This is a genomic window from Corynebacterium sp. H78, assembly GCF_037572275.1.
In the GTDB taxonomy this organism is placed as follows: Bacteria; Actinomycetota; Actinomycetes; order Mycobacteriales; family Mycobacteriaceae; genus Corynebacterium.
The window spans coordinates 1-22585 of sequence record NZ_JBBHKX010000002.1 but is presented as its reverse complement, the minus strand read 5'-3'; the positions used below and the strand labels follow the sequence as shown (position 1 = coordinate 22585).

At 58.3% G+C, this 22585-nt stretch carries 22 protein-coding genes; 7 read left to right on the top strand and 15 right to left on the bottom strand.

Annotated features, from left to right (window positions below):
• Positions 1 to 69: 69 nt before the first annotated feature.
• Together topA and WG934_RS01280 are read right to left on the bottom strand one after the other, a co-directional pair.
• The gene (topA, locus tag WG934_RS01285; RefSeq protein ID WP_339988405.1) at positions 70 to 3042 is read right to left on the bottom strand and encodes a type I DNA topoisomerase; all 2973 of its coding nucleotides are present in this window, start codon (positions 3040 to 3042) and stop codon (positions 70 to 72) included.
• A gap of 378 nt (positions 3043 to 3420) precedes the next feature.
• Positions 3421 to 3624 carry a cold-shock protein gene (locus WG934_RS01280; RefSeq protein WP_339976793.1) on the bottom strand — a complete coding sequence of 68 codons (204 nt, stop codon included), beginning with the start codon at positions 3622 to 3624 and terminating at the stop codon, positions 3421 to 3423.
• A gap of 293 nt (positions 3625 to 3917) precedes the next feature.
• On the opposite strand from WG934_RS01280, the gene WG934_RS01275 reads away from it, so the two are divergent.
• A complete protein-coding gene (locus WG934_RS01275; RefSeq protein ID WP_339988403.1) occupies positions 3918 to 6317 on the top strand; it encodes a DEAD/DEAH box helicase in 2400 nt (799 codons plus the stop codon).
• A gap of 119 nt (positions 6318 to 6436) precedes the next feature.
• Positions 6437 to 7306, top strand: a complete 870-nt coding sequence (locus WG934_RS01270; RefSeq protein ID WP_339976789.1) for a CoA transferase — start codon at positions 6437 to 6439, stop codon at positions 7304 to 7306.
• On the opposite strand, the gene WG934_RS01265 is transcribed toward WG934_RS01270, so the two are convergent.
• The 7 genes from WG934_RS01265 to ssd form a co-directional block, all read right to left on the bottom strand.
• Entirely contained in the window at positions 7284 to 7652 is a 369-nt protein-coding gene (locus WG934_RS01265; protein ID WP_339988401.1) for an Rv3654c family TadE-like protein, read from the bottom strand. The genes WG934_RS01270 and WG934_RS01265 overlap by 23 nt on opposite strands.
• Positions 7652 to 8002: a TadE family type IV pilus minor pilin gene (locus WG934_RS01260; protein ID WP_339988399.1), complete on the bottom strand. Its 351-nt coding sequence runs from the start codon at positions 8000 to 8002 to the stop codon at positions 7652 to 7654. Before WG934_RS01260 ends, WG934_RS01265 begins: the two co-directional genes overlap by 1 nt.
• A gap of 40 nt (positions 8003 to 8042) precedes the next feature.
• Positions 8043 to 8234, bottom strand: a complete 192-nt coding sequence (locus WG934_RS01255; protein WP_339978702.1) for a DUF4244 domain-containing protein — start codon at positions 8232 to 8234, stop codon at positions 8043 to 8045.
• Positions 8235 to 8458: 224 nt separating this feature from the next.
• Entirely contained in the window at positions 8459 to 9145 is a 687-nt protein-coding gene (locus WG934_RS01250; RefSeq protein WP_339988397.1) for a type II secretion system F family protein, read from the bottom strand.
• Positions 9142 to 9900, bottom strand: coding sequence for a type II secretion system F family protein (locus WG934_RS01245; RefSeq protein ID WP_339976781.1), 759 nt, complete (start codon positions 9898 to 9900; stop codon positions 9142 to 9144). Before WG934_RS01245 ends, WG934_RS01250 begins: the two co-directional genes overlap by 4 nt.
• A 3-nt stretch (positions 9901 to 9903) precedes the next feature.
• Complete coding sequence (locus WG934_RS01240; RefSeq protein WP_339988396.1) at positions 9904 to 11109, bottom strand: TadA family conjugal transfer-associated ATPase; 1206 nt, start codon at positions 11107 to 11109, stop codon at positions 9904 to 9906.
• Positions 11106 to 12239, bottom strand: a complete 1134-nt coding sequence (ssd, locus tag WG934_RS01235) for a septum site-determining protein Ssd (RefSeq protein ID WP_339988394.1) — start codon at positions 12237 to 12239, stop codon at positions 11106 to 11108. The genes WG934_RS01240 and ssd overlap by 4 nt, the downstream gene beginning before the upstream one ends.
• A 296-nt stretch (positions 12240 to 12535) precedes the next feature.
• Here ssd and WG934_RS01230 point away from each other — a divergent pair, with 296 nt between their 5' ends.
• Entirely contained in the window at positions 12536 to 13390 is an 855-nt protein-coding gene (locus tag WG934_RS01230) for an HAD family hydrolase (RefSeq protein WP_339976776.1), read from the top strand.
• A 30-nt stretch (positions 13391 to 13420) separates the two neighbouring features.
• Here the strand turns inward: WG934_RS01230 and WG934_RS01225 are convergent, their stop codons facing one another.
• Positions 13421 to 14335 carry a hypothetical protein gene (locus WG934_RS01225; RefSeq protein ID WP_445228165.1) on the bottom strand — a complete coding sequence of 305 codons (915 nt, stop codon included), beginning with the start codon at positions 14333 to 14335 and terminating at the stop codon, positions 13421 to 13423.
• Between the two features lie 143 nt (positions 14336 to 14478).
• On the opposite strand from WG934_RS01225, the gene WG934_RS01220 reads away from it, so the two are divergent.
• On the top strand, positions 14479 to 14994 hold the full coding sequence (locus WG934_RS01220; RefSeq protein WP_339976774.1) for a phage holin family protein: 516 nt from the start codon (positions 14479 to 14481) through the stop codon (positions 14992 to 14994).
• 37 nt (positions 14995 to 15031) lie between these two features.
• The gene (locus WG934_RS01215) at positions 15032 to 16045 is read left to right on the top strand and encodes an alpha/beta fold hydrolase (protein WP_339988392.1); all 1014 of its coding nucleotides are present in this window, start codon (positions 15032 to 15034) and stop codon (positions 16043 to 16045) included.
• A gap of 21 nt (positions 16046 to 16066) precedes the next feature.
• Here WG934_RS01215 and WG934_RS01210 read toward each other — a convergent pair whose 3' ends face one another.
• The 4 genes from WG934_RS01210 to nth all read right to left on the bottom strand — a co-directional run bounded on the left by WG934_RS01210 (position 16067) and on the right by nth (position 19703).
• The gene (locus tag WG934_RS01210) at positions 16067 to 17278 is read right to left on the bottom strand and encodes a MarP family serine protease (RefSeq protein ID WP_339976770.1); all 1212 of its coding nucleotides are present in this window, start codon (positions 17276 to 17278) and stop codon (positions 16067 to 16069) included.
• A gap of 5 nt (positions 17279 to 17283) precedes the next feature.
• Complete coding sequence (locus WG934_RS01205; RefSeq protein WP_339988390.1) at positions 17284 to 18057, bottom strand: NUDIX hydrolase; 774 nt, start codon at positions 18055 to 18057, stop codon at positions 17284 to 17286.
• A gap of 14 nt (positions 18058 to 18071) precedes the next feature.
• Complete coding sequence (locus tag WG934_RS01200; RefSeq protein ID WP_339988388.1) at positions 18072 to 18767, bottom strand: TlpA family protein disulfide reductase; 696 nt, start codon at positions 18765 to 18767, stop codon at positions 18072 to 18074.
• A gap of 111 nt (positions 18768 to 18878) precedes the next feature.
• Positions 18879 to 19703, bottom strand: coding sequence for an endonuclease III (gene nth, locus WG934_RS01195; RefSeq protein WP_339988386.1), 825 nt, complete (start codon positions 19701 to 19703; stop codon positions 18879 to 18881).
• A gap of 265 nt (positions 19704 to 19968) precedes the next feature.
• On the opposite strand from nth, the gene glxR reads away from it, so the two are divergent.
• Positions 19969 to 20652 (top strand): CRP-like cAMP-activated global transcriptional regulator GlxR, encoded by a 684-nt coding sequence (glxR, locus tag WG934_RS01190; protein WP_339976762.1) that lies wholly within the window; start codon positions 19969 to 19971, stop codon positions 20650 to 20652.
• 127 nt (positions 20653 to 20779) lie between these two features.
• Entirely contained in the window at positions 20780 to 21565 is a 786-nt protein-coding gene (locus tag WG934_RS01185) for a formate/nitrite transporter family protein (protein WP_339976760.1), read from the top strand.
• A 120-nt stretch (positions 21566 to 21685) separates the two neighbouring features.
• Here the strand turns inward: WG934_RS01185 and WG934_RS01180 are convergent, their stop codons facing one another.
• Entirely contained in the window at positions 21686 to 22504 is an 819-nt protein-coding gene (locus tag WG934_RS01180; RefSeq protein ID WP_339976758.1) for an MBL fold metallo-hydrolase, read from the bottom strand.
• Positions 22505 to 22585 lie beyond the last annotated feature (81 nt).

The following is a 22585-nucleotide window of genomic DNA, read 5'->3' as shown; positions in this document are numbered from 1 at the left end:
CGTGTGGAAATACTCAGTGCCGTGCGGTGACACATGGTGCCATCGTCAAAACAGGTGCTGGTGGCTGCGCTACGTAGCCTTCTTCGTAGTCTTCTTCGTCGTACGCTTGGTTGCCTTCTTGGCTGTCTTCTTCGTCGTCGACTTCTTAGTCGTCCGCTTCCGCGTAGTCTTCTTCGTGCCTCCACCGGCAGCTTCCTTGGCACGACGCTCGGACAACAGTTCGCACGCACGCGCGTCCGTGATCGTCTCTGGCGTATCGCCCTTGCGAAGCGAAGCGTTCGTCTGACCATCGGTCACGTACGGACCAAAACGACCATCCTTGACCGACATTGGACGGCCCGAAACGTCGTTGTCGCCAAGCTGCTTCAGCGGTGGCTTTGCCGCAGCACGACCACGACGCTTTGGCTCCGCGTAAATCCGGCGAGCTTCGTCCAAGGTGACGGTGAAGATTTGGGATTCGTCGGCAAGCGAACGCGAATCTGATCCCTTCTTCAGGTACGGGCCATAGCGACCGTTTTGTGCCGTAATAAGCTCTCCATCAGCGGGGTCGACACCAACTTCGCGAGGCAGCGACATCAGCTTCAGCGCATCCTCCAACGTGACCGTGGACGGCTCCATCGACGAGAACAACGACGCCGTCTTTGGCTTCAGCGTTTCCTCGACGATCTCCGCGATGCGCTTTTCCTTCTGCTTCGCAGCAGTCTTGGTCTCCCAATTCTTCTTGCGCATGCCGTCAGCCGCGCGCTGAGCATCTTCCTCCGCGCGCTCCTTGGCGACGATCTCCTCAGCCTTCGCCTCTATCCCGGACTTTTCTTCGTCGGTGACCAGTTCGGTGACGTACGGGCCATAACGACCATCCTTGGCGACGATCATGCGCCCATTAGCTGGGTTCACGCCAAGCTCGCGACCGCCCTGTGGCATTGCCAGGAGCTTCTCTGCGGTTTCCAGGTCGAGGCCGTCTGGTGTCAGCCCCTCCGGGATGTTTGCACGCTGGATTTCGTCAGCACCGTTCTCGCCAGCTCCGCGACGAACACGCTCCAGGTATGGGCCATAGCGACCAACGCGAACGACAATGGGATTGCCTTCTGCGTCGTCAAACACGTGCAGCGAGTTGACCTTGCGCGCATCGATAGCTTCAAGGTTGACGTCGATAATGTTCTTCAGGCCACCGTGGGTAGCGATTGCGTCGGCACCCTTGTGCCTGTGCTTGACATCGTCACCAAAGTAGAAGCCCGTCAACCACGTTGTGCGGTCCTTGTTGCCTGCTGCGATTTCGTCGAGTTCGTCTTCCAACTCGGACGTGAAATCGTAGTTGACCAGGTCAGAGAAGGACTCTTCCATCAGACCAACAACTGCGAATGCAACCCAGCTTGGTACCAATGCGTTACCTCGTGGGTACACGTAGCCACGATCCTGGATGGTCTTAATGATCGACGCGTACGTCGATGGTCGACCAATGCCCAACTCTTCCATGCGCTTAACCAGGGATGCTTCCGTGTAGCGCGCTGGTGGGTTCGTAGAGTGACCTTCAGCCTCGAAGTTCTTCGCCTCGACCTGCTGGTTTTCCTGCAGTCGTGGCAGGCGTCGTTCAGCGTTATCGGCGACGTTGCGGCCGTCGTTAAGCTGGGAAACTTCGACGTATGCCTTCAGGAAGCCGGGGAACGTAATCGTGCGACCAGTCGACGCAAACTCAACATCACGAGCAGTGGCAGCAGCGCCAGCTCCGGTCGCTTCGGAGCGACCAGCAATGGTGACCTTCATGGACGTACCGCGCGCATCCGCCATCTGGGATGCGACGGTGCGCTGCCAAATCAGCTCGTAGAGTTTGAACTCTTCGGCATCGAGGGAGCTGGCCAGCTGGCCGGGCGTCGCAAAGCGTTCACCAGCAGGACGAATAGCTTCGTGAGCTTCCTGCGAATTCTTGACCTTGCGGGAATACTGGCGAGGGCCGTCAGCGACATACTGCTGGCCATACAGCTCCAGAGCCTGCTTGCGGGCAGCCTGAATGCCAGACTGAGACAGCGTGGTTGAGTCTGTACGCATGTACGTGATGTGACCGTTTTCGTACAGTCGCTGCGCAACTCGCATGGTGCGCTCCGACGTGAAGTGCAGCTTGCGACCAGCTTCCTGCTGCAACGTCGAAGTCATGAAAGGTGGGTACGGGCGACGCGTGTACGGCTTCTCCTCCACCGACGTCACCGTCAAAGCGGCCTGGGCCAGCCCCTCAGCGATTGCCTTAGCAATAGGCTCGTCGACAACGGTGATGCCCTCTGGCTTCTTCAGCTGACCACGGTCATCGAAGTCACGGCCGGTAGCGACACGAGAGCCATCGACACCAGTCAGGCGCGCAGTGAACTCGCGAACCTCCGTGTGATCTGAGGAATCAATTCCAGTATCGAGAGTTGCTTCGACATCCCAGTACTCAGCGGAACGGAACGCCATGCGCTCGCGCTCGCGCTCGACAATCACGCGGGTTGCCACGGACTGCACACGCCCAGCCGATAGTCGTGGCATAACCTTCTTCCACAGCACCGGTGACACTTCGTAGCCATATAGGCGGTCGAGGATACGACGACCTTCCTGTGCATCCACCAAGTTCTGATCCAGCTCACGCGTATTCGCGGCTGCTTCCAAAATCGCTGGCTTCGTGATCTCGTGGAAAACCATTCGGCGCACGGGCACCTTAGGCTTCAGCACCTCAAGCAGGTGCCAAGCAATGGCTTCACCCTCGCGGTCAGGGTCTGTTGCGAGATATAGCTCGTCGACAAGCTTGAGCTTGGCTTTGAGGTCAGCGACCTTCTTCTTCTTGTCTTGGCTAACCATGTAGAGAGGTTCGAAGCCCTTGTCTACATTCACACCAAGACGAGCCCACGGTTCTTTTTTGTACTTCGCGGGGATATCCGTTGCACTGCGTGGGAGGTCACGAATGTGGCCGACGGATGCCTCGACGATGTAGTCATCACCAAGATAAGGCTGAATCTTGCGTGCCTTAGTTTGTGACTCAACAATCACGAGACGCTTAATGCCGTTGTTCTCTGCCACCTGGTAACTACCCTGCAACTTTCGCGGACTGGAAGGATTACGCCGGCTCCGTCCACCTGTTGCCATTACCTTGTGTGAATGGCGTCAGCGCAGGTGCGGCACCGACCATTGCGTTTATTGCGAAACACTCGCCCAAGTTTTCCTCGAATATGCGAACTGTTTCGGCAATCTAAAGGAATACCGTACACACAACTCGTACAGACAATGCACGTTAGGGGGAGAATGTGCGTTTTCGGTTATTCCTCTATTACTTAGCTTTACGACGAATCGTGACCCAATATTCTCCCACACTCGGGCGCAAAAAACCCGCCCTTGGATCTTTGCAATTAAGCGAGATCTAGGTGCGGGTGGTTTGTCTTTGAAGTACGTTGCCTGTGTTTACAGTGGCGTAACGTTCAGAGCCTGTGGGCCCTTCTGGCCTTCGCCAACCTCGAACTCAACTGGCTGGTTCTCTTCAAGAGTCTTGAAACCATTGCCCTGAATTTCAGAGTAGTGAACGAAGACATCGTTGCCTCCGTCAGCTGGGGCGATGAACCCGAAGCCCTTCTCCGAGTTGAACCACTTAACGGTGCCCTGTGCCATAAAAAATACCTCTTTAAAATTGCTGTAAATCACGCTGCCTGGCTCGACAACGTCACGAGATGTAGTCTGCCACCTGTCGAGCGTTTTCTCAGTATGAGCAGTGCTACTATTTTCAGGCTTCACCCCCGGAGCGGGCGACAAATCTGTCTACTGTAATTTACTTCGGCAAGGCGCTGGCCTGGAACATCAGTCCGTGAGCGTGGTTTTTCAGGTCACTTTGTTCATCGAAAACTTTTTTCACTTAACACGAACTTTCCACCCCCAAGCCGCCCGCACAGCGCCCCGTGCAAGGCATGCGAGAAGTACGAAAGGAGCATTCGGTGTCGTTTGGTCGCGAACTGCTGACTCCGATCATTTCGTCGCATCCCCGGTCAACGGTGACCCATATTGCGGATCTTCCTGGTCGCGAAGGCACCACGGCTCCGTGGCCTGAGTGGGTGTTGCCCCAGCTGGTTCATGTTCTCAACGGGCGAGGAATTGCGAAACCCTGGACTCACCAGGTGGAGACTGCGGAACTGGCTCACTCAGGTACGCATTGTGTTGTTGCCACGGGCACTGCGTCGGGCAAGTCTCTGGGATATCTCTTGCCTGTCGTGACCGACTTGGCACTCAACTCCACTGCAACTGCGCTGTATTTGTCGCCGACGAAGGCACTTGGTGCTGACCAGCTCGCGAATGCCCGCGAGCTAACAACGGAACTTCTCGACGCTCCTCGCCCCAGCATCTCTGATTCCGTTGCTCCTATTGCTGTGGCCAGCTACGACGGGGACACTGCTCAGGATATTCGTCGCGCGGTACGTGAAGATGCTCGCTGGGTCTTCACCAATCCCGATATGTTGCATATTGGCATCTTGGGGCGGCACCAGTATTGGGCACGCCTACTGAGGAATCTGAAATACGTGGTCGTCGACGAGTGTCACGCTTACCGAGGTGTCTTTGGAGCAAACGTTGCCCAAATCCTCCGGCGCTTGCTGCGCCTTGCTGCTCACTATGGCGCTGCCCCTACCGTCGTTTTCGCATCTGCAACCACTGCCGATCCCGCAGATCAAGCAACTCGACTGATCGGATACCCGGTGCAAGCTGTCACCGAGGATGGCGCTGAGATCGGTGCCCGCACCATTGCCTTGTGGGAGCCAGGGCTATTACCTGACTTGGAGGGTGAAAATGGGGCACCGGTTCGTCGACCAGCACCGGTGGAAGCTGCAGACATCATGGCCGATTTACTTGTTGACGGTGCCCGCACGCTCACCTTCACTCGATCGAGGCGCAGTGCTGAAACCATTGCACTCGGAGTCCGGGAACGCCTAGAACGCAAAGGCAAGGCATCGATCGCGCAGCGTGTGGAGTCGTATCGCGCGGGTTATCTCGCAGAAGATCGGCGCGAAATTGAACAGCGCTTAGACGATGGCGACTTGCTCGGAGTTGCCACGACCAATGCGCTGGAGTTGGGTATCGACATTGGTGGGCTGGATGCCGTGGTTCAGGCAGGGTTCCCCGGCACGGTTGCCTCATTTTGGCAGCAAGCTGGACGGGCTGGCCGACGAGGTCAAGGCGCTCTGGTCATCATGGTTGCCCGTGACGATCCGATGGATACATACCTTGCTCATCATCCATCGGCGCTGTTGGGGCGACCTGTCGAGAAGACTGTGTTCGACCCACTCAATCCCCATGTCGTGTGGGGTCACCTGTACTGTGCGGCCGTCGAGAAGCCGCTTGGCGAGCGCGAACTGCTGCAGTGGGGTGCGCTGGATATTGCGGATGACATGGTGGCGAAGGGTTGGCTGCGGTGTCGCCGGGCGGGCCTTCGTGAGGAGTCGGAGCTGACGTATTTCCCTACTGATCGTGACGAGGGGCCACGTATTGCCAGTGCTCACGGAGCGGTGAACGTGCGCGGTGGTGACGGCCCGGAGATCGCCATAGTGGACGGCACGGATGGGCGACTGCTGGGCACGATTGATATGTCGAAGGCGATGCAGCAGGTTCACGACGGTGCTGTGTATCTGCATCGTGGCGAGTCTTTCGTGGTCGATGAGCTGAACCTCGACGAGCTCATTGCTGTCGTTCATCCCGAGGTTCCCGAGTGGTCCACGCATTCGCGCATGGACACTGACATTCGTATTCTTGACGTCGACGCGATGAAGGAGATCGCACCTGGCATTCAGGTTGCGTCGACGCAGGTAGAAGTGTTCAACCGGGTGACTTCCTACTTACGACGACTCCCGAACGGCACCGTCCTCGATTCTGTCGAACTGGATTATCCGGCTCAACGCCTGGAAACTCGTGCGGTGGCGTACACGTTGACCGAGACGGTGCTGCGTCGCTGGGGGGTATCGGCTGCAGATGCGCCCGGCGCGCTCCACGCTGCTGAGCATGCGGCGATCGGTATGTTGCCGCTCATCGCGACGTGTGATCGTTGGGATATCGGTGGCGTATCGACGGCCCTGCACATCGATACTGCTCAACCCACAGTTTTTGTGTACGACGGCTACCCGGGCGGTGCGGGCTTCGCCGATCGAGGTTATGAAGCATTCGCTGAGTGGATTCGTGCGACCCGTGATGCGGTGAAGTCCTGTGAGTGCGATGCGGGATGTCCGTCATGCATTCAGTCGCCGAAATGCGGAAATGGCAATGAGCCGCTGGATAAGGCTGGCGCTATTAAGGTGCTGTCTGGCTTGGTGGAGGCCCTGGCGTAGGTCAGGCGTAGCTCTGGGGCCGCGCCTTATCGTTCGCGCCAGGCAATTCGCCCCTAAACCAGGCAATTCGCTTCCGAATCCCCACACCTCGACACTGTGATGCGGGTTACACTACTGCCATGACCAACACCAGTGATTCTGCACGCCCACATGTCTCGGCCGACAAGATTCCAACCGATGCGCTCAAAGGCATCCATGTCGTGAATATGGCGGCAAACGTGCCTGGCCCATGGGCCGCTGCGCGAATGCGGGACATGGGCGCCAAGGTCACTCGAGTTTTAGCCCCCACCCCGGACATTGTGCAGGTAGCAAGTCCGGCGTGGTACGACGAGTTCAACGATGGCTGTGAGCTGATCACCATCGATGCGAAGTCCGCCGAGGGGCGCGCTCAGCTAGATGAGCTTCTGCACAACGCAGATGTGCTGATCACGTCGGTTCGCCCGAAGGCATTGGCGCGAATGGGCGTTGCCGATGCAGCCGACCGCATGCCACACCTGTGTCATGTCGAGATCGTTGGTGACTCTGCAGATCCCGAGCAGCCTGGTCACGACCTCACCTATCAGGCTGAATCGGGTCTGCTCAGCCCGACAGCCATGCCAGCTGTCCTCTTGGCGGACACGATGGGCGGAGAGAACGCCGTAACTGCAGCTCTTGGCCTGCTTTTCCGTCGCTCACGCACCGGTTCTGGTGGTCGCGCTCGAATCGGTTTGAAGCAAGGTGCCCAGGATGCCGCTGCAGCTCACCGCCACGGACTGACCGCGCCGGGTGGCCCGCTGTGTGACACAACTGACTTTTACGGCATCTACGAAGTAGCCGACGGTCACGTCGCAGTTGCTGCGCTAGAGCCTCATTTCGCGCAGCGCCTCACCGACTCGTCCGGTGCCCACGACCGCGAAACCCTCGCCGCCTTCCTGCGAACTCGCAAGCTGAAGTCGGTCATTAGTTGGGCACACGATCACGACCTACCTATCTCTGCTCTGGAGCAGTAGCCGCTGGCCCTGCTCGGGCTCGCGCCTTAGCAATGCGAACCTGTACGTCTTCCCCATCGACATCACATTCGTCGAGGCTCGCGCCATTCCTTTTAGCGATCTCCTCTCCCACCCCGCACGCGTCGCGCCCAGCCATCAACGCAGTTGCCGCAGCTACCGCGCTCAGGTCCGCGGCAACTAAGTCTCGTCGATGCTCCACCAGGCCAATTCCAGCGTGAACGCACACCAGTACGAGCACCAGTAAACCTGAGATAAAGAACGCCCCAGTTACCGTCGTTGAGCCAGCATCATTGCCGACCGAATGTCTTAACGCACGAACTACGTGACGACGACTGTCCCCCACCATCACTCCTCACCTGCCGTCGATGACTCAGTGAGCGCTGTTGCGGTGGCGGTGACGTCGAAAAGCTGAAGTGGGACGGAAATGGTGACGGTGACAGTATCCGCATCCTGTTCGACATCGACGGTCGCGTTGAAGTTCAGTGTGCCGGTCATGGCCTCGACTGCATGGGAATCCTGGCGGGCATGGGCGCGAGCAAGGTGGCCTGCGATGTCGGTGACAGAGAGGTACGTCGCGATGCCTGCGATGGCAGCCAATGCAATCATCAGGACTGACACAAGCGCTGTAATGGCGAACGCGGTCTCCACGGTTGATTGCCCGGAGTCATTCGCGAGCACACGACGTACTTTTCTCATCGGCCTGCCCTTTCTTGCTCTTGTCCTTTCCGGTGTTTGGCTATACGTCCGTGTTCAGGGCACGTTCGATGATGCCCGTCAGCGCATCGGTGATATCACCGCCCGTGACGACGGTGTACAGCAACGCACCGAATGCGGCGGCTGCGATTGTTCCTAATGCGTACTCCACCGTGGACATCCCGTCATCATTCATGACCGCAGCTTGCAGACGAGTGCGAATGCGATCACGCAAACCTACTGGTGGGCATTCGGGTGCAGTGGCAGTCGACTCCGCGCAGCTGGGCTCGGTGTGGATTGGCTCGGTGTTCAGTGGTTGGATCGTAGACATGGAAATCTCCCCCTCGAGATTGTGAATATGGTGTTTTTCGTTTCTCAGCGTCGGCTTTGCTCAGCATCGACGCCGGCATATTGACTCCCCTCACGTGCTGTGGTGGAGCCCGCTGTCGCTGTGCCACGTCACCCACCACCTGGGACGATGTCGCTGAACATGGTTTCGGCAAGCCCAGCGATGGTGGGCACGAGCCCGATCGCCACGAACGCGGGGAGGAAACATAAGGCCAACGGTCCCGCGATCAGCACTCCTGCACGCTCTGCCATAGCTTCGGCCGCATCGCCCGCCACCCGCCTATGCGACGCTGCCAATTGCTCGATCCCCTCCGACAAAGCGGTGCCCGAATCTATCGACCTCTTCGCAATCACGGCGACCTCCGCGAACTCCGCTACTCCGATCAGTGACTCCCAGACCCCCGGCGCACCAAGCGCCAGTCGCCCTGCCACAGCCCGCAGTGGCTCTCCCAATCGCGGTGATGCATGGAGTGAAACTGCATGGATAGCGGCGGACGTCGTCATGCCTGCTTTTACACACGCCGCCACCAGATCAAGGATTGTCGCTGCTTCAAGCAAGGCAGCGGGGTTCGCGTGACGACGAGCTCTGTCTGCACGCTTCACCGTAATCCAACCGTCCAGCCGGGCAGGGAGCGCCCGTCGAATGGTCTGCAGGAGCACGATGTGAATGCGGAGCGCCGTGGCTGCATCCGTATCGGCAGTGGCAGAACCAGATACAAGTTCGGGGCAACGGGTACTGAAATCGCGGGCAGGCAGCACCACAACGGCAACAGCGGCGACGAGAAGTGCAGTGATCATGGTGTCCCCTCCGCTGTCGAAAGAATTCGATGACTCCACAACAGACCTGCACAGGTGAGGAAGACACCCGTGACCAGGACGATGTTTCCCATCCCAGCGAGCCCACTACTGCCCGCGTTGCCCAGCAGGAAGCGCAGTGGCTCGGCACCGAATGCTTGCCCAAGGATGAGTCCGAAGACTGGCAATGCAGCGAGAATGAGCATCGTCATGCGAGGCCCAGCAAGCGCTGCCGATGTGCGAGCAAAATGTGCGCGCCGGGCAGCGACATCGTCTTTCGCACGGTCGAGGATGTCGGCGAGCGGAAGCCCATGGTGTTGAGCCAATCTCCATGCCGCGCTGGCAGCCAACTCGTGGCTCATTGCCCCGGATTCACGAAGTGCTGACTGCACTCTGGCTCCGGCTCGCAACTCCGCGACAACCCCATCCAGAGCACGTTCCAACGCAGCATCGTGTTCCGCTTTTCGACGAATTTCCCCCTGCTCTCGATACAACGTCAACGCTGTCCAGCCCACCAGCACAGCAGCGGTAGAAACCGCGACACCTGCCCAAATGACGCACAGCACCGCGGGGATCGCCAGCCACTTCGCGACTGCCACCAATGCACTCGCTCCCGAGGTTTCTCGAGTAAGGTGCCACAACTCTGGTAGCCGTACTCGCGGAGACCGCTCCGGCCACGCAACGACAGCTCCTGCCCCCAGTACCAGGCAGCTTGTGACGGTCGCAGAATCTACGCCAGACACCCCGAAAATAGACACCCGTCACCTCACTACCTGCAACGTTGGCCCGGCGACATCGCCCAGTAGCGACCGCAGCACGCCCATCGCCTCGCCATCCCCGTCCATGAAACTCCACGCAGTCCGTACCCGGATCGGGTTTCCATCGAGTACTCCGATATGGGCCAACCGCCTCGTCGTCACGCCCGATCCTGCACTAACGCGCTCAACGCTGAGTACCACGCGCAATGCAGGTCGAAGCTGCGCGTGCAAAGCATCGCGGGATAGTCCGCCGAGCGCTCCCAGTGCTTCGAAGCGAGCAGGAATATCGACAGCTCGATTGGCATGCACGGTGCCAGCGCCACCATCGTGGCCAGTATTGAGTGCTGCCAGCAGATCCACGACCTCTGCTCCCCGAATTTCACCAACAATGACCCGATCAGGGCGCATTCGCAGTGCCTGCCGCAACAGATCTCGCTGGGTAATCTCACCAGCACCTTCCACATTGGGTGGCTTCGCGACCAGCTTCACCACATGCGGATGCGCCGGCAGCAACTCCGGGGTGTCCTCAACGATGACAATTCGCTCATGATGCCCAGCCTCTGCAAGCAAGCTTGATAACAGCGTCGTCTTGCCGGAACCTGTGCCACCAGCAACGACGAACGACACTCGCTTCTCGACGATCCCCCGCAACACCTCACCGACTCGCTCGGGCACTGTTCCTCGCTCGACGAGATCTGCCAATCCACGATTCGCCGAGTGCAAAATACGCAGACTAATCAGAGTGTTCGTGGCTGCAGGTGGAGACAACATCGCATGAACGCGCACGCCAACGGCACCGCCGGTGTGGCCTCGCCTGGCGGGCATGTGCCCGTCAACGAAAGGCTGCGCATCATCCAGGCGCCGTCCACATGCACTGGCAAGACGGACCGCAAGTTGGCGAACCGCCGTGTCATCCGGAAATTTCACGTCGGTGAGTTCTAGGCCGTTTCCGCGATCAATCCATACGTTGTCGGGTGCAGTAACCAGGACATCCGTCACACCGGGCAAACGCAGCAGCGGATCCAAAATTCCTGCTCCGGATAGTTCGTCGCGCATTGTTCGAAGGATGCCTAGTAACTGCGCATCTGCAATTACTCCACCCGCTTCTTCACGTACCGCACGCGCAATAGCTGCAGTATCAAGGCCGACGGGCAGATCAGCTAAGCGTCCCCGGACTCGGTCCAGAAGGTCATCTTTCAGATCCGTCATTGCTTCCCCATCCGCTCCGCCACAGGCGCTAACTCTCGGATTAGCCGTCCCGCACTCCGCCCCAACCCATCGTTCTCAATTTCCCGAGCCAGCCGCTTCAGATATGGCAGCTCCGCTATGACTTCCAGCCCCGTCGCATACTCCACATCAGCTGCAGTTACCCCACCCCACGATGGTCCTCGCGTCACCGCCACCACCTCCGTACCCATCGACTGCAACAGCGTCGTACAACGACTGGCCGCTGCCACAGCTCGAACAGTCAACGGCACGACAAGCACAACCAAGTCGACTTGCTTCACGACGTCCTCATCCAGCCACTCCGCCCCCGGCACATCGACCACTGCCGTCCCGCCTGTGCTCACCACAGAATCCACGACTGATGCGACTGCGGTTTCAGTGATGGTCCAGCCGTCGTCGTCACGCGATCGGCTGCCTGTAAGCACCGCAGGTCCAGCAGGGATCTGTGGGAGTGCTGCCATGAGCGCCGTGAAATCGAGCCGACCCGATTCAGCTCGCACGTCAGGCCAGCGAATACCGGGGACGTGCTCGATACCTACAAGTAGGTCAGCGCCACCCGAGTACGGATCCGCATCGACGAGAATCGCCGGGCCTTCTTTCGACGCTCCCATTGCCATGGCCGCCGCGACGACCGATGCGCCAGCGCCGCCAACAGCCGGAACGATGGCGAGGGCACGTCCCCGGCGTGACGTCGCGCGCAAGGCCGGACGCGGAGATCTGCCAATCTTCGAGGACGTGGGCCGGCTTTTCGGAGCTGCCACAGGCACATCACACCTACCCAGCTCTTCCACCAAATCCACACCACACGATGGCAGTGCCATCACCGCCGAGGCTCCTACATCCGCTGCCAGATCCCAATCCGGTTCCTCCCCATCGAGATGCACCACGAACAACGAATCCCCCAGCTCCGATTCGCACTCCGCCAATTGCTCCGCAGCCTCGATGTCCACAATGACCGCTGGAGCTCGCCTCCATGCAGCATCGGTTGGATTCACCCTGGTCACTGTCACCATGGTTCGGCCTGTTGCAGCGATAACTGTCGCTACTTCCTCGGCCAACGCTGAGTCTGCGGCTGCCACCACGATTGGATGTGCATTCGTGTCGTTGTGCATGGCTCACACTGTGCTGGGTTTGGGTAAGCCGTGCTCCGCGAAAGCTTCACGACGACCGTCATCTGTGCACAACCATCCAACTGTGGATAACGCCAGCCCCCTAGCCAAAAGCATAAAAAGACGCCTCGCGCCTGGGGGGGGATTGGCGCGAGGCATCAACCCAGCATCGGGGGGCGAGCTGGGGGCGGCCACACAGTATATCGGGGCCAACCAGGGTCAGTATGACATAAACCTCACTGTCTGCCAACAGCTATTTGCGTGGTTTGTCATCCGTCTTTGTCGCTATGCTCGGGGGCGTGAGCTATCAGAACGAATCAGGTCAGTCGGCGCGACGGAAGCAGTCTGCTGTTCCGGCTCCAGCGCGTCGTCGTGTCGCTGCGTTCTTTGATTTGGACAAGACGATTATTGCGAAGAGTTCGGCCTACGCGTTCAACAAAAAATTCCATGAATCTGGGCTGCTCAGTACCTCGGGCGTAGTGCAAATGGCGCTGAGCCAGGCGCTGTATATTTCCCAGGGCCACGATCACGATCAGATGGAAGCTGCTCGCGATCAGCTGTCGGCAATGGTTACTGGTTGGAAGGCCGAGACTGTTCGCAAGATTGCGGAAGAGTCACTTCACCAGGTGATTTCGCCGTATGTGTATGCGGAGGCTCGCGAGCTCATTCAGCATCATCAGCGTCTTGGCCACGATGTGTACGTCGTTTCCGCATCTGCGGAGGAACTCGTGGAGCCTATCGCTGCTGCAATCGGTGTTCCGCGTACGGTTGCCACCCGGCTTGAGGTCAAAGATGGCATCTATACCGGGGTTGTCCCTTTCTTCTGCCGTGGTGGCAATAAGTCTGCGGAGCTGCAGCGTCTGGCCAAGCTTCACGGCTATGACCTGAACTATTGCTATGCCTACTCTGATTCGATCACAGACGAACCGATGCTGAGTACCGTCGGTTATCCCATGGCGACGAATCCAGACAAGGCGCTGCGCAAGCTCGCTGCGGAACGCAACTGGCCGATCCGCGACTTCCACAATCCGGAACCGCTGTTTAAGACCTCATCGCAACGCGTCACTGCTGTTTCGGTAGTAACTGCGCTTGTTACGGCAATCGTTGTCGGATTTGCTTTGCGACGTTCCCGTCCAAGCAACACCGACTCTTAGTCTCTGCTCTGCCCTAGGAGCAGCTACTTCCTAGACAGCTTCGGCAATTCCGCGTGCTTCCACGGCGCCTGCTTCCAGCCCTGCGATGTGCAGAAGGATCCATTCGCGCACACCGTCTGGCTCTCCAGACGCAAAGGCTTCGGCCGCAGCTTCGTACTTGTCGCGGTGGCGTGTCCAATAGACCTCGGGAACTGCGAGTCCTCGTGGGTCAAGGCCAGTGGCGATCGTCGTCAAGCGAGATGCAGCACGTGCGATGATGCCGTTGTTTTGGGCGAACGGGCGCATCGAGAGCAACTCGCCGTGCACGATCGCGGACAGCACCGCACCGTGAATGGAGCTACCACCGGTGATGAAATCGCCGAGAATGTGCAGGCGCTGTTCTTTCATCGCGGCAGAAAGGCGATCATCCCCCACTGGGCGACCCAGCGGTGAACGAGTGGCGGAGTCGTAATCGCTGGCGACGTTGGCGTTGGATGTCACCAGAGCAAGTCGTGCCAGAACTTGCATTGGAGCCCGCTGCCAGACTCGAATGGTTTCGTTGATGGCCTCTGGAGCAATGGAATCCGCAGCGCGCAGAGCGGCAGAGAGAACTGGGTCAGTGACGGTGCCGTCATCAGGCAAAGTGCGGTCGCCACCATCAAGCCATGCCGAGGCACGGGCACCGCGCAATACAGATTCAGAGCCGGTGACATTGTGTTTACGCAGATTCGCCTTGTGGCGGTGCACTGCAGAAATCGCTGCTGCCGCGGATTCTGCGGCTTCGGCTACTCCGTCGAGTGCCATGAGCGGTGCAAGCGGATCGTTCGTAGCACCCGGCTCCGACTTCTGCTCGGCTTGGCCGTGCTGCTTGATGGCGCCTTCGGCACCACCAGACAGGTGACGCACGCTGGTGATCGATAGTTCTCGCGGACCCGAACCTGTGCCGCCTGGAGTACCCAAATTCATGTATTCAACGATAAAGGTTAACGGTGCTTGCAGAGGCAGATTCATATCAAAATCATTAAGATGCACATCCTGAACGCGCCAGACGCGCAATGATAGGTAGTATTACGCACAGAGTTACGAACAAAATTCGCAGGAGGACGCACGTGACTAGCGACAAGAACAATGGTCTATTCACTAACGGAGGCCCGACCGATGCACCACGCGTTAACTCCATCCCATTGAGCGATGTTGATGTTCACGCAAAGGGCGAAGCTAGCATTGGCCAGCTAGTTCAGTCTGCTTCCGAGCAGGTTTCTTCCCTGGTTCGTTCAGAGATCGAGCTAGCTAAGGCCGAACTCGCTGGAGAGGCTAAGAAGGGTGGCATCGGTGGCGCACTGTTCGCGGTAGCGGGCGTTGTTGCACTGTACTCGTCGTTCTTCTTTTTCTTCTTCCTCGCCGAGCTAATCTCTGAGTGGCTGCCACGTTGGGCTGCTTTCCTCATCGTCTTCGTCATCATGCTGGTCATCGCTGGTGTCTGTGCGCTCATTGGTTTGAAGAAGGTCAAGTCGGTCAAGAAGCCGCAGAAGACCATCGACTCTGTCCAGGACTTGAAGACGGTTATTCCGAACTCCAAGTCCGCTGACGCAGTCGCAGTAAACAAGAACGGAATGTACACCTAAGCCTCACTTGTAGGTTCTTCCGTTAAGCTTTTTCTCCATGGCCTCGTTTTCAGACGATCTTTTGCTCCCCGGCCCCTGGTCGCACCGCATGGTGCATGTCCGGGGCCAAAGGCTTCACGTCGCTGAATGCGGGGCCATGTCTGATCCCATGGTGCTTTTCCTCCACGGATCTACTGGTGGCTGGTTCGAGTGGCGTCGTGTGCTTGCTTTGCTTGCCGACGATCCCTTTCACGCCGTAGCCCCCTCCATGCGCGGTTACGCACCGTCGGACCGCACCCCGAATGGGTACAGCCCTGTTATCGCTGCTGAAGATGCGGCTGGCCTTATTCGAGCGATGGGCCACACGAAGGCGATCGTCGTCGGGCATGGTTTGGGTTCGTGGATTGCCTGGACTCTGGCTGCTCGGCATCCGCAGCTCATTGATTCGTTGATTCTCAGCGGTGCGGTGCATCCGCGCGCGTGGGTTGCCGAAATGAAGAGCAAGCCGTGGTCGCGCGAGTCGCGGACGATTGTGGGCTCTACTTTGCGACGGACAGGTCGCCAAAGCTTCCCTAGTCGGATTGGCCGTCGCTTGTTGGGCCCCTCGACGTCGAACGAGCAACGTATTGAAGACGTGGTTACTCATTCCATGGCTCGGACCGGAATCACCCCAGAAGGTGCGAATTTCGCTGATACGGAGCTAGGCGCCGAGACTGCTGACCTGATGCGACTGTCTCTGGCTTCTGGTGCATTGTCCACCGCATTGCAGCACGCTGATTGGTGGACAAAGCCATGGCCACCTCGATTGGTGCGGTGGTTGGCGGAGCTAAACCAAGCTGGATTGCCTGAGGCCCAATTGATCGCTGGCGAGCTAGACCAATCGACGCCGAAAAGGCTCCTAGAAGCGTCCTTGTCGCCTGAAACGCTGCAGCGCGCCCAATTGATCGCGGGCGGTGGCCAAGACGTGGCTAATCCGCTGCTGTTGCCTAATATCGGCCATTTCCCTCCGGTGGAAGCCCCGGAGGTTATTGCCGAAGCAATCGGTACGGCAATGGAAACGTTCGAGCACTAGCGCCAGCACCCACGCCGAGCGCTACTGCTCCACGCACTCTTCCGTATCCACTGGTGTGGTCAGGTCCTTCGCCTGCTCAATGTGTTCCCGTGTTTCTACAGCAGTCAGCGCGTAACCAGTCTCCTCGGAGTTCAGTCCCGCACCGAAAATAAGGCCGAAAACCTTTCCTTCCGGCGTCATGAGTGGGCCGCCAGAGTTGCCGTGCCGAACGTCGGCACGCAGCACATACGACTGACGGTCGTGCCGTCCCTGTGAGTAGATGTCGGAGCCACGGATAGTCAGTGTTGTCTCAACGCGAGCAGGGATAGCCTTGAACGGCCCAGACTCTGGGAAGCCGAGGACCACAGCCCCATCGCCATCCGATGCGGGCGCGTCTGCCCATTCGACCGCTGGCAAACCTAGTTGGTAGCTGTGGAGAATCGCGACGTCGTCGACAGGATCGAAGTGAACGACATCGGCATCGACGACACCCATGACCGTCTCTAGGCGAATAGTTTCTGCACCTGCGACAACGTGAGCGTTGGTGACGATAGTGTCCTCATCCACCACAAAGCCAGTTCCTTGGAACAGGCGCTGGCACTGTGGCGCCTCGCCCATGATGCGAACGATGGACGGACGAACCGCGTCGACGACATCCTGCGAGACGACGCTTGGGTCAGCAGGCACATCTTCCATCTGAGGTTGATCGCCGAAACTTGGTGAAATGACGGGCATGCCGTTCTGATTCAGGCTGCGCAGAATGTCAGACACCAGCCCATTCATGGAGTCCGGGGCAAGCGCATCCACAATGTTGAGACCCCGAGATTCGCGAATCTGCTCACCAACAAACCCCGGCACCACAGTTGCCATGGGAACAGCAACGAGCCAGGTCACGAGCAACGCTGCGATAGTTTGTACGACAGCTCCGAAACCAGAGTCGACACCACGAGCCGTCGGAGAACGCAAGTTATTGCGAATCGATTGGCCAGCAACGGATCCCACAGAATGGCCAATGACCACGAGAATCAGCACCAACGCCAGCCCAGCCATGAGCTTCGGCAGCGAGCCTGCAACAGATTTCATTGCATGCGGGGCAAGTTCCAACCCGAGCACGCCACCAGCGATGACACCGAGGATAGCCAGTGACGCTGCCACTGCGCCCTGCTTCCAGCCGATCCACATGGCAAGAACTACGACACCAATGAGAAGTACATCAACAAACGAGCCTGTTGATGTTGCGGCGACCGTCGCCATTAGTGTCATCGAAGTTGTCCTCCCAGGCCAAAGGCCTCACCATTTGCGGAAGCTTCCAGTGTCTCCCGCAAATTATGTACTTCTGAGTCATTCCACGGTACCGCCCAACCAGCGATATTGAGAAGATGACTCAGCACTCCGCCAGTGAATCCCCACACAATGAAGTCAGCAACGCGGAATGCAGGCCCGGACCAATTCCCGTACCCAACCTGTAAACGGTTAGCCGGGTCAATTAGTTCTCGAATTGGCACATTCAGTACTTCATCCGTCTCAGCGGGGTCAACCGCTGTGAGCGGATGTGGCGCGTGCCAGTACGCCAGCACTGGATGCACGGCGAAACCGGTACGCGAAATGTCAATTGCATCGAGCACCCGCAGTGGCGTGACAGTTCGCGCATCAAGCCCGGTTTCCTCTTCGGCTTCGCGCAGCGCTGTGTGCACCGGGTCCCGGTCCGTCGGATCCATCCGCCCACCCGGAAACGACATTTGCCCAGCATGCTTGCGCAGCGTGGTCGCGCGGTGCATGAGAACTACCGAGGCGTCAGCCGGCAAGGAATGCCCATCAAACCACCCGCTCAGCAACACCAGTACAGCTGACATATTGGGCCGCTCCAGAGGAGTATCCAGCGTCGACGATGCTCTGCGCAGCGATTCCAATTGGTCCTCGGAGCTCGTCGGCACGCGATGACTGTCATCGACAATCGGCAGCATCCACTTGGGTACACGTAACCCCGCCGGTGTCGTGCCGGTAGGTTCGTCGCGGTAGAAAAGTGCCTCCATGTCCATAACTGCTATTAAGCATCACCAAGCGCGCCGCGTACAGCCGAATCGAATTCTTCGACTGTTGTAAACGCCTGCGGGAAAACCTTTGCGACGGTGCCATCCGGTCGCACAACCACCGTCACCGGCACCACTCGTGGCAACTCAAGAGCTGGTCCAACTGTGTCCAGGCTGTCCTGGTAGGAAACAAAGTCAGTGTCGATTTCTTGCAGGAACGCAGCACCACGACCCTCGCTGGTCGCTGCTTGAACACCCACGACGTGCACATCCGGGTTGTCCTTTGCCCACTGCTGCAAGAACGGGATCTCTTCACGGCATGGCGCACAATTCCATGACCACACATTGATCACGGCAGGCTTGCCAGCCAGCGCCTCCCCCAGGTTGATGTCGCCCTGCTCTGGCGCACCCAAGCACGGCAGCGACACCTTCGCCAGTGGGCTCTCCGGGTTCAGCTCAGCCTTCGCGGCAAGTGCTTCTGGGTCATCTCCAGCTGGACATTCAGGACGCTTTGCGACGTTCTCAACAGGCAAATTCGGCTCCATGCCCAGTCCCTCGCTGGAAGCGGGCTGAGAATCGTTGCCACCCGTCGTGAAGTAGATGGCTGCGCCGATGATCGCAATCGTGCCGAGCACAACAACAATGAGCGCGATGAGAGTCGACTTGCTGCCGGAAACTCGGGGAACGCTAGTTGGGAGTGGATCGGTTGACATGGTGCATCTATTCCAGTTCAGGGGGTCTGCGAAGGGTTGGCGGATTTTGACGGAGAAGGTCGAGCGAGGGGCTCGGAAGCCTAGGATCTAACTATTCACATTATGGATTGGTTACTCAACATGTGGTGGCTGGGTCAACCCTGCTAGTTCGAGTAGCCATTCCCGGTCGCCGGATTTGATCAACTTTTCGGCCACATCAGGCTCAGTCGGACCGGCGATCCCGTAGGCGGGGCATTCGGAGGCGAGGAAGCAGGCTCCGCACGCAGCTTTTCGGGAGTGACAGACGCGCCGACCATGAAAGATCACACGATGGCTGAACATCGTCCATTCTTTGCGATCGATGATGTCACCGATCTCGCGCTCGACTCGCACCGGATCCTCTTCTTCGGTGAGCTTCCATCGCCGAACGATGCGACCAAAATGCGTATCAACTGTCAGCCCCGGCACATCAAACGCATTCCCCAACACCACGTTGGCGGTTTTTCGACCGACACCCGGCAGCGCAACAAGATCCTCCAGCCGCCCCGGAACCTCCCCAGCGAAGCGTGCCGTGACACCTTCCGCGAAACCGATAATGTTGCCCGCCTTCGCCCGATAGAAACCCGTCGGCCGGATGATTTCCTCAACGTCACGGACGTCTGCGGCAGCCAGCGCTTCTGGGGTTGGATACTTTGCAAACAACACCGGAGTCACCTGGTTCACCCGCACGTCTGTACACTGCGCCGACAGGATCGTGGCCACTGCCAACTCGTACGGGTTGCGAAAGTCCAGTTCACAATGCGCATCGGGATACGCCACTGCCAACGCACGGTTGATACGACGGGCGCGTCGCACCATGCCTAAGCGCGTCTCTTTTCCCTTCGCTGCTGGATGTGCGCCCACTTTACGACGACGCCCACCATTCACCACCGCACTATGTGCTGCCCCGCTAGCCATGTCCTGATCCTATCGAGTGGGCTTCCGACGGGATCGTCCGGAGCTGTTCACTGTCGTTTACCAGGTCATGCGGGTGGACTGTGGAGGGACACAAAAACCATCTAAATACACATGGTTTCGGGATTTCCTCTAGAGTGGGGTTCGTCACAGATTTAATGTGGGTTGTCGTAAATGCGGATTGCTGCAGATTCCGGGTGTGTATTTGCTGTGCGCAATTCGCGGTGCACGCAGACTACGCATGCCTAAAGAAAAGGAGAAAACAGCAGTGGACGATGTGAAGGAGATTCTCTCCCGCGCCGGTGTCTTCCAGGGAGTCGACCCGGATGCCGTTCAGGCTCTTCTCGATGATTTGGAGACTGTTCGCTTTCCTCGTGGCACCACGATCTTCAACGAAGGTGAACCAGGCGATCGCCTGTACATCATCATCGAGGGCAAGGTGAAACTTGCCCGCCACTCCGCTGACGGTCGCGAGAACCTGCTGACCATCATGGGTCCATCCGATATGTTCGGCGAGCTGTCCATCTTCGATCCAGGCCCACGTACGTCGTCGGCAGTGTGTGTCACTGAGGTCACCGCAGCCGTGATGAATAACGACCAGCTGCACACCTGGGTTGGAGCTCACCCAGATATTTCTGCACAGCTGCTGCGTATGCTCGCTCGTCGTCTGCGTCGCACCAACAACTCGCTGGCAGACATGATCTTTACTGATGTTCCGGGTCGCGTCGCAAAGGCTCTGCTTCAGCTGGCTAACCGCTTCGGTATCCAGGAGGGCACGAACCTCCGCGTGAACCACGATTTGACGCAGGAAGAGATCGCTCAGCTGGTCGGTGCTTCCCGCGAGACTGTGAACAAGGCACTTGCCGAGTTCGCTCATCGTGGTTGGATTCGCATTGAGGGCAAGTCTGTTCTGATTTGCGACACCGAGCGTTTGGCTCGTCGCGCACGCTAATCGGCAACGCCACAGTAACCGTCGCATTCCCCCTGCGGAATGTCGGCGGTTATATTTTTGCGGTTTTCCCTTACTAGTCTAGAAATCGCTAGACAACCGATTCGCCGACGCATGAAACGCGAGCACCATGAGCCTCAACCAGTCCATTGAAGCTGCCGTAGTTAAGAAGACCGCACTGCTTGATCAGGATTTTCCACGATTTGCAGTGCGATCGATCCTGGCTGGCGCGTACTTGACGTTGGGCACAGCATTCGCGGGGATCGTCGGCAATGCTGTTGAATCCTTGGCGCCTGGCCTCGGCGCGATTACTTTCGCCATGCTCTTTGGCCTCGGCCTCTACTCCATCATCATTCTGGGTGCGGAGTTGGCGACCGGACTCATGATGTTCATGACCTACGGTGCCTCCAACAAGTACGTCTCGTGGGGCACTGCTTTCCGCAGCATCGTCATCTGCACCTTGTTTAATCTGGTTGGCGCTGCCCTGATTGGTTTCATGTTGTCGTTCTCGGCGAGGTTCGCTGGGCTCGACGCAGCAAATCTCTTTACGACGCTGACCTCAGTGAAACTCAACAAAAATGTCCTTCAACTCCTTGTCGAGTCGGTTCTGGCCAACTTCGTCGTGAACATGGGTGTGGTCGGCGCGATGTTTGCGAAGGATTTCGCAGGTAAGTTCCTGACTATCTTGTCGATGATCGCGATCTTCGTAGGCCTCGGTTTGGAGCACGTGATTGCGAACTTCTCGCTGTTTTCCATCACCGCGTTCTCGGTAGATCCCCTACCTGCGAATATGACTGTTGCTGCCGTGTCCATCAACTGGGTATTCGTCTGGGTCGGCAACATCATCGGCGGTGGCTTCCTCATCGGTGGTGTCTACGCGTGGCTGAACCGAGGCACTGAGGCCTACCGGGACTAGGCTGCGAAACACTGGCACCCTTTAATACGACCCATTGAATACGAAAAGACCTCCCGAAGGAGGTCTTTTTTACGTGATCAGCGGGCTATCCAGCCCACAGACGGGGCCACTACCCAAAAACTACTGCGCGTTCTGCTTCTGCAAGTAGCGCAAGGTAACACGCGTGGACTGCTCTGCAGCGTGGCGCAGTACTGGGTCAACATCGGTGTAGATTTCGTCAACGATCTCGTTGATCGTTGCATCTTCACCCAGCTTGTCCAGCACTTCCTGAACCTGGTCGAGGCGCTGCTGACGACGCTCGATGTACTTCTGAGTCATTACCGTGATGTCCGGCAGCTCGGCACCGTGGCCTGGGAGTAGTCGGATGCCCTTGCCGCGCTCGTCGAGAAGCTTGAGCGTTTCCATGTACTGACCAAGATCGCCATCGGTCTCGGAGATCATGGTGGTGTGGCGACCAGCGATGGTATCGCCCGTCATGATGCCTTCGACATCATCTTCGCCAGCGCCCGTATGAATGAAGAAGCAAGCCGAATCTGCGGTGTGACCTGGGGTGAGCACAACCTCAACCTGAGGGGTGATGCCATCGATAACGATGCGCTCACCATCTTGCAGTACTTCCTGCCCAGTTGAGCAGTAGCGCGAGTCGACCGCGCGAATTGGTGCACCGGTGAGCTGGCGGAAACGATCTGCGCCATCGGCGTGGTCGCCGTGACGGTGCGTGAGCAGAATCAACGCAACGTCGCCAGCGTAACGATGCAAAACATTCAAGTGGCCCTCGTCTTCCGGACCTGGATCAACGACAATGCAACGACTATCCCCCTCCGCCTTGATTACGTATGCGTTCGTGCCTTCGAGCGATGAGTAGCTCGGGTTCGGGCACAGTACAACGCCTACAGAATCGGTGATGGGACGCAGTTGGCTATACGCAGGATGCTCCATGTCCCCCATCTTACGTGCTTGTTTACAGTTGTGGGGGGGGCCCCGGATTTAGGGGGGGAAGAAAAGGGAAAGGCAACCCCA

Coding starts and splice junctions, on each gene's coding strand:
- WG934_RS01280 (WP_339976793.1), bottom strand. CDS start 3,624: ATGGCACAGGGCACCGTTAAGTGGTTCAACTCGGAGAAGGGCTTCGGG.
- WG934_RS01275 (WP_339988403.1), top strand. CDS start 3,918: ATGCGAGAAGTACGAAAGGAGCATTCGGTGTCGTTTGGTCGCGAACTG.
- WG934_RS01270 (WP_339976789.1), top strand. CDS start 6,437: ATGACCAACACCAGTGATTCTGCACGCCCACATGTCTCGGCCGACAAG.
- WG934_RS01265 (WP_339988401.1), bottom strand. CDS start 7,652: ATGGTGGGGGACAGTCGTCGTCACGTAGTTCGTGCGTTAAGACATTCG.
- WG934_RS01260 (WP_339988399.1), bottom strand. CDS start 8,002: ATGAGAAAAGTACGTCGTGTGCTCGCGAATGACTCCGGGCAATCAACC.
- WG934_RS01250 (WP_339988397.1), bottom strand. CDS start 9,145: ATGATCACTGCACTTCTCGTCGCCGCTGTTGCCGTTGTGGTGCTGCCT.
- WG934_RS01240 (WP_339988396.1), bottom strand. CDS start 11,109: ATGACGGATCTGAAAGATGACCTTCTGGACCGAGTCCGGGGACGCTTA.
- ssd (WP_339988394.1), bottom strand. CDS start 12,239: ATGCACAACGACACGAATGCACATCCAATCGTGGTGGCAGCCGCAGAC.
- WG934_RS01225 (WP_445228165.1), bottom strand. CDS start 14,335: ATGAATTTGGGTACTCCAGGCGGCACAGGTTCGGGTCCGCGAGAACTA.
- WG934_RS01215 (WP_339988392.1), top strand. CDS start 15,032: ATGGCCTCGTTTTCAGACGATCTTTTGCTCCCCGGCCCCTGGTCGCAC.
- WG934_RS01210 (WP_339976770.1), bottom strand. CDS start 17,278: ATGGCGACGGTCGCCGCAACATCAACAGGCTCGTTTGTTGATGTACTT.
- WG934_RS01205 (WP_339988390.1), bottom strand. CDS start 18,057: ATGGAGGCACTTTTCTACCGCGACGAACCTACCGGCACGACACCGGCG.
- WG934_RS01200 (WP_339988388.1), bottom strand. CDS start 18,767: ATGTCAACCGATCCACTCCCAACTAGCGTTCCCCGAGTTTCCGGCAGC.
- nth (WP_339988386.1), bottom strand. CDS start 19,703: ATGGCTAGCGGGGCAGCACATAGTGCGGTGGTGAATGGTGGGCGTCGT.
- WG934_RS01185 (WP_339976760.1), top strand. CDS start 20,780: ATGAGCCTCAACCAGTCCATTGAAGCTGCCGTAGTTAAGAAGACCGCA.
- WG934_RS01180 (WP_339976758.1), bottom strand. CDS start 22,504: ATGGAGCATCCTGCGTATAGCCAACTGCGTCCCATCACCGATTCTGTA.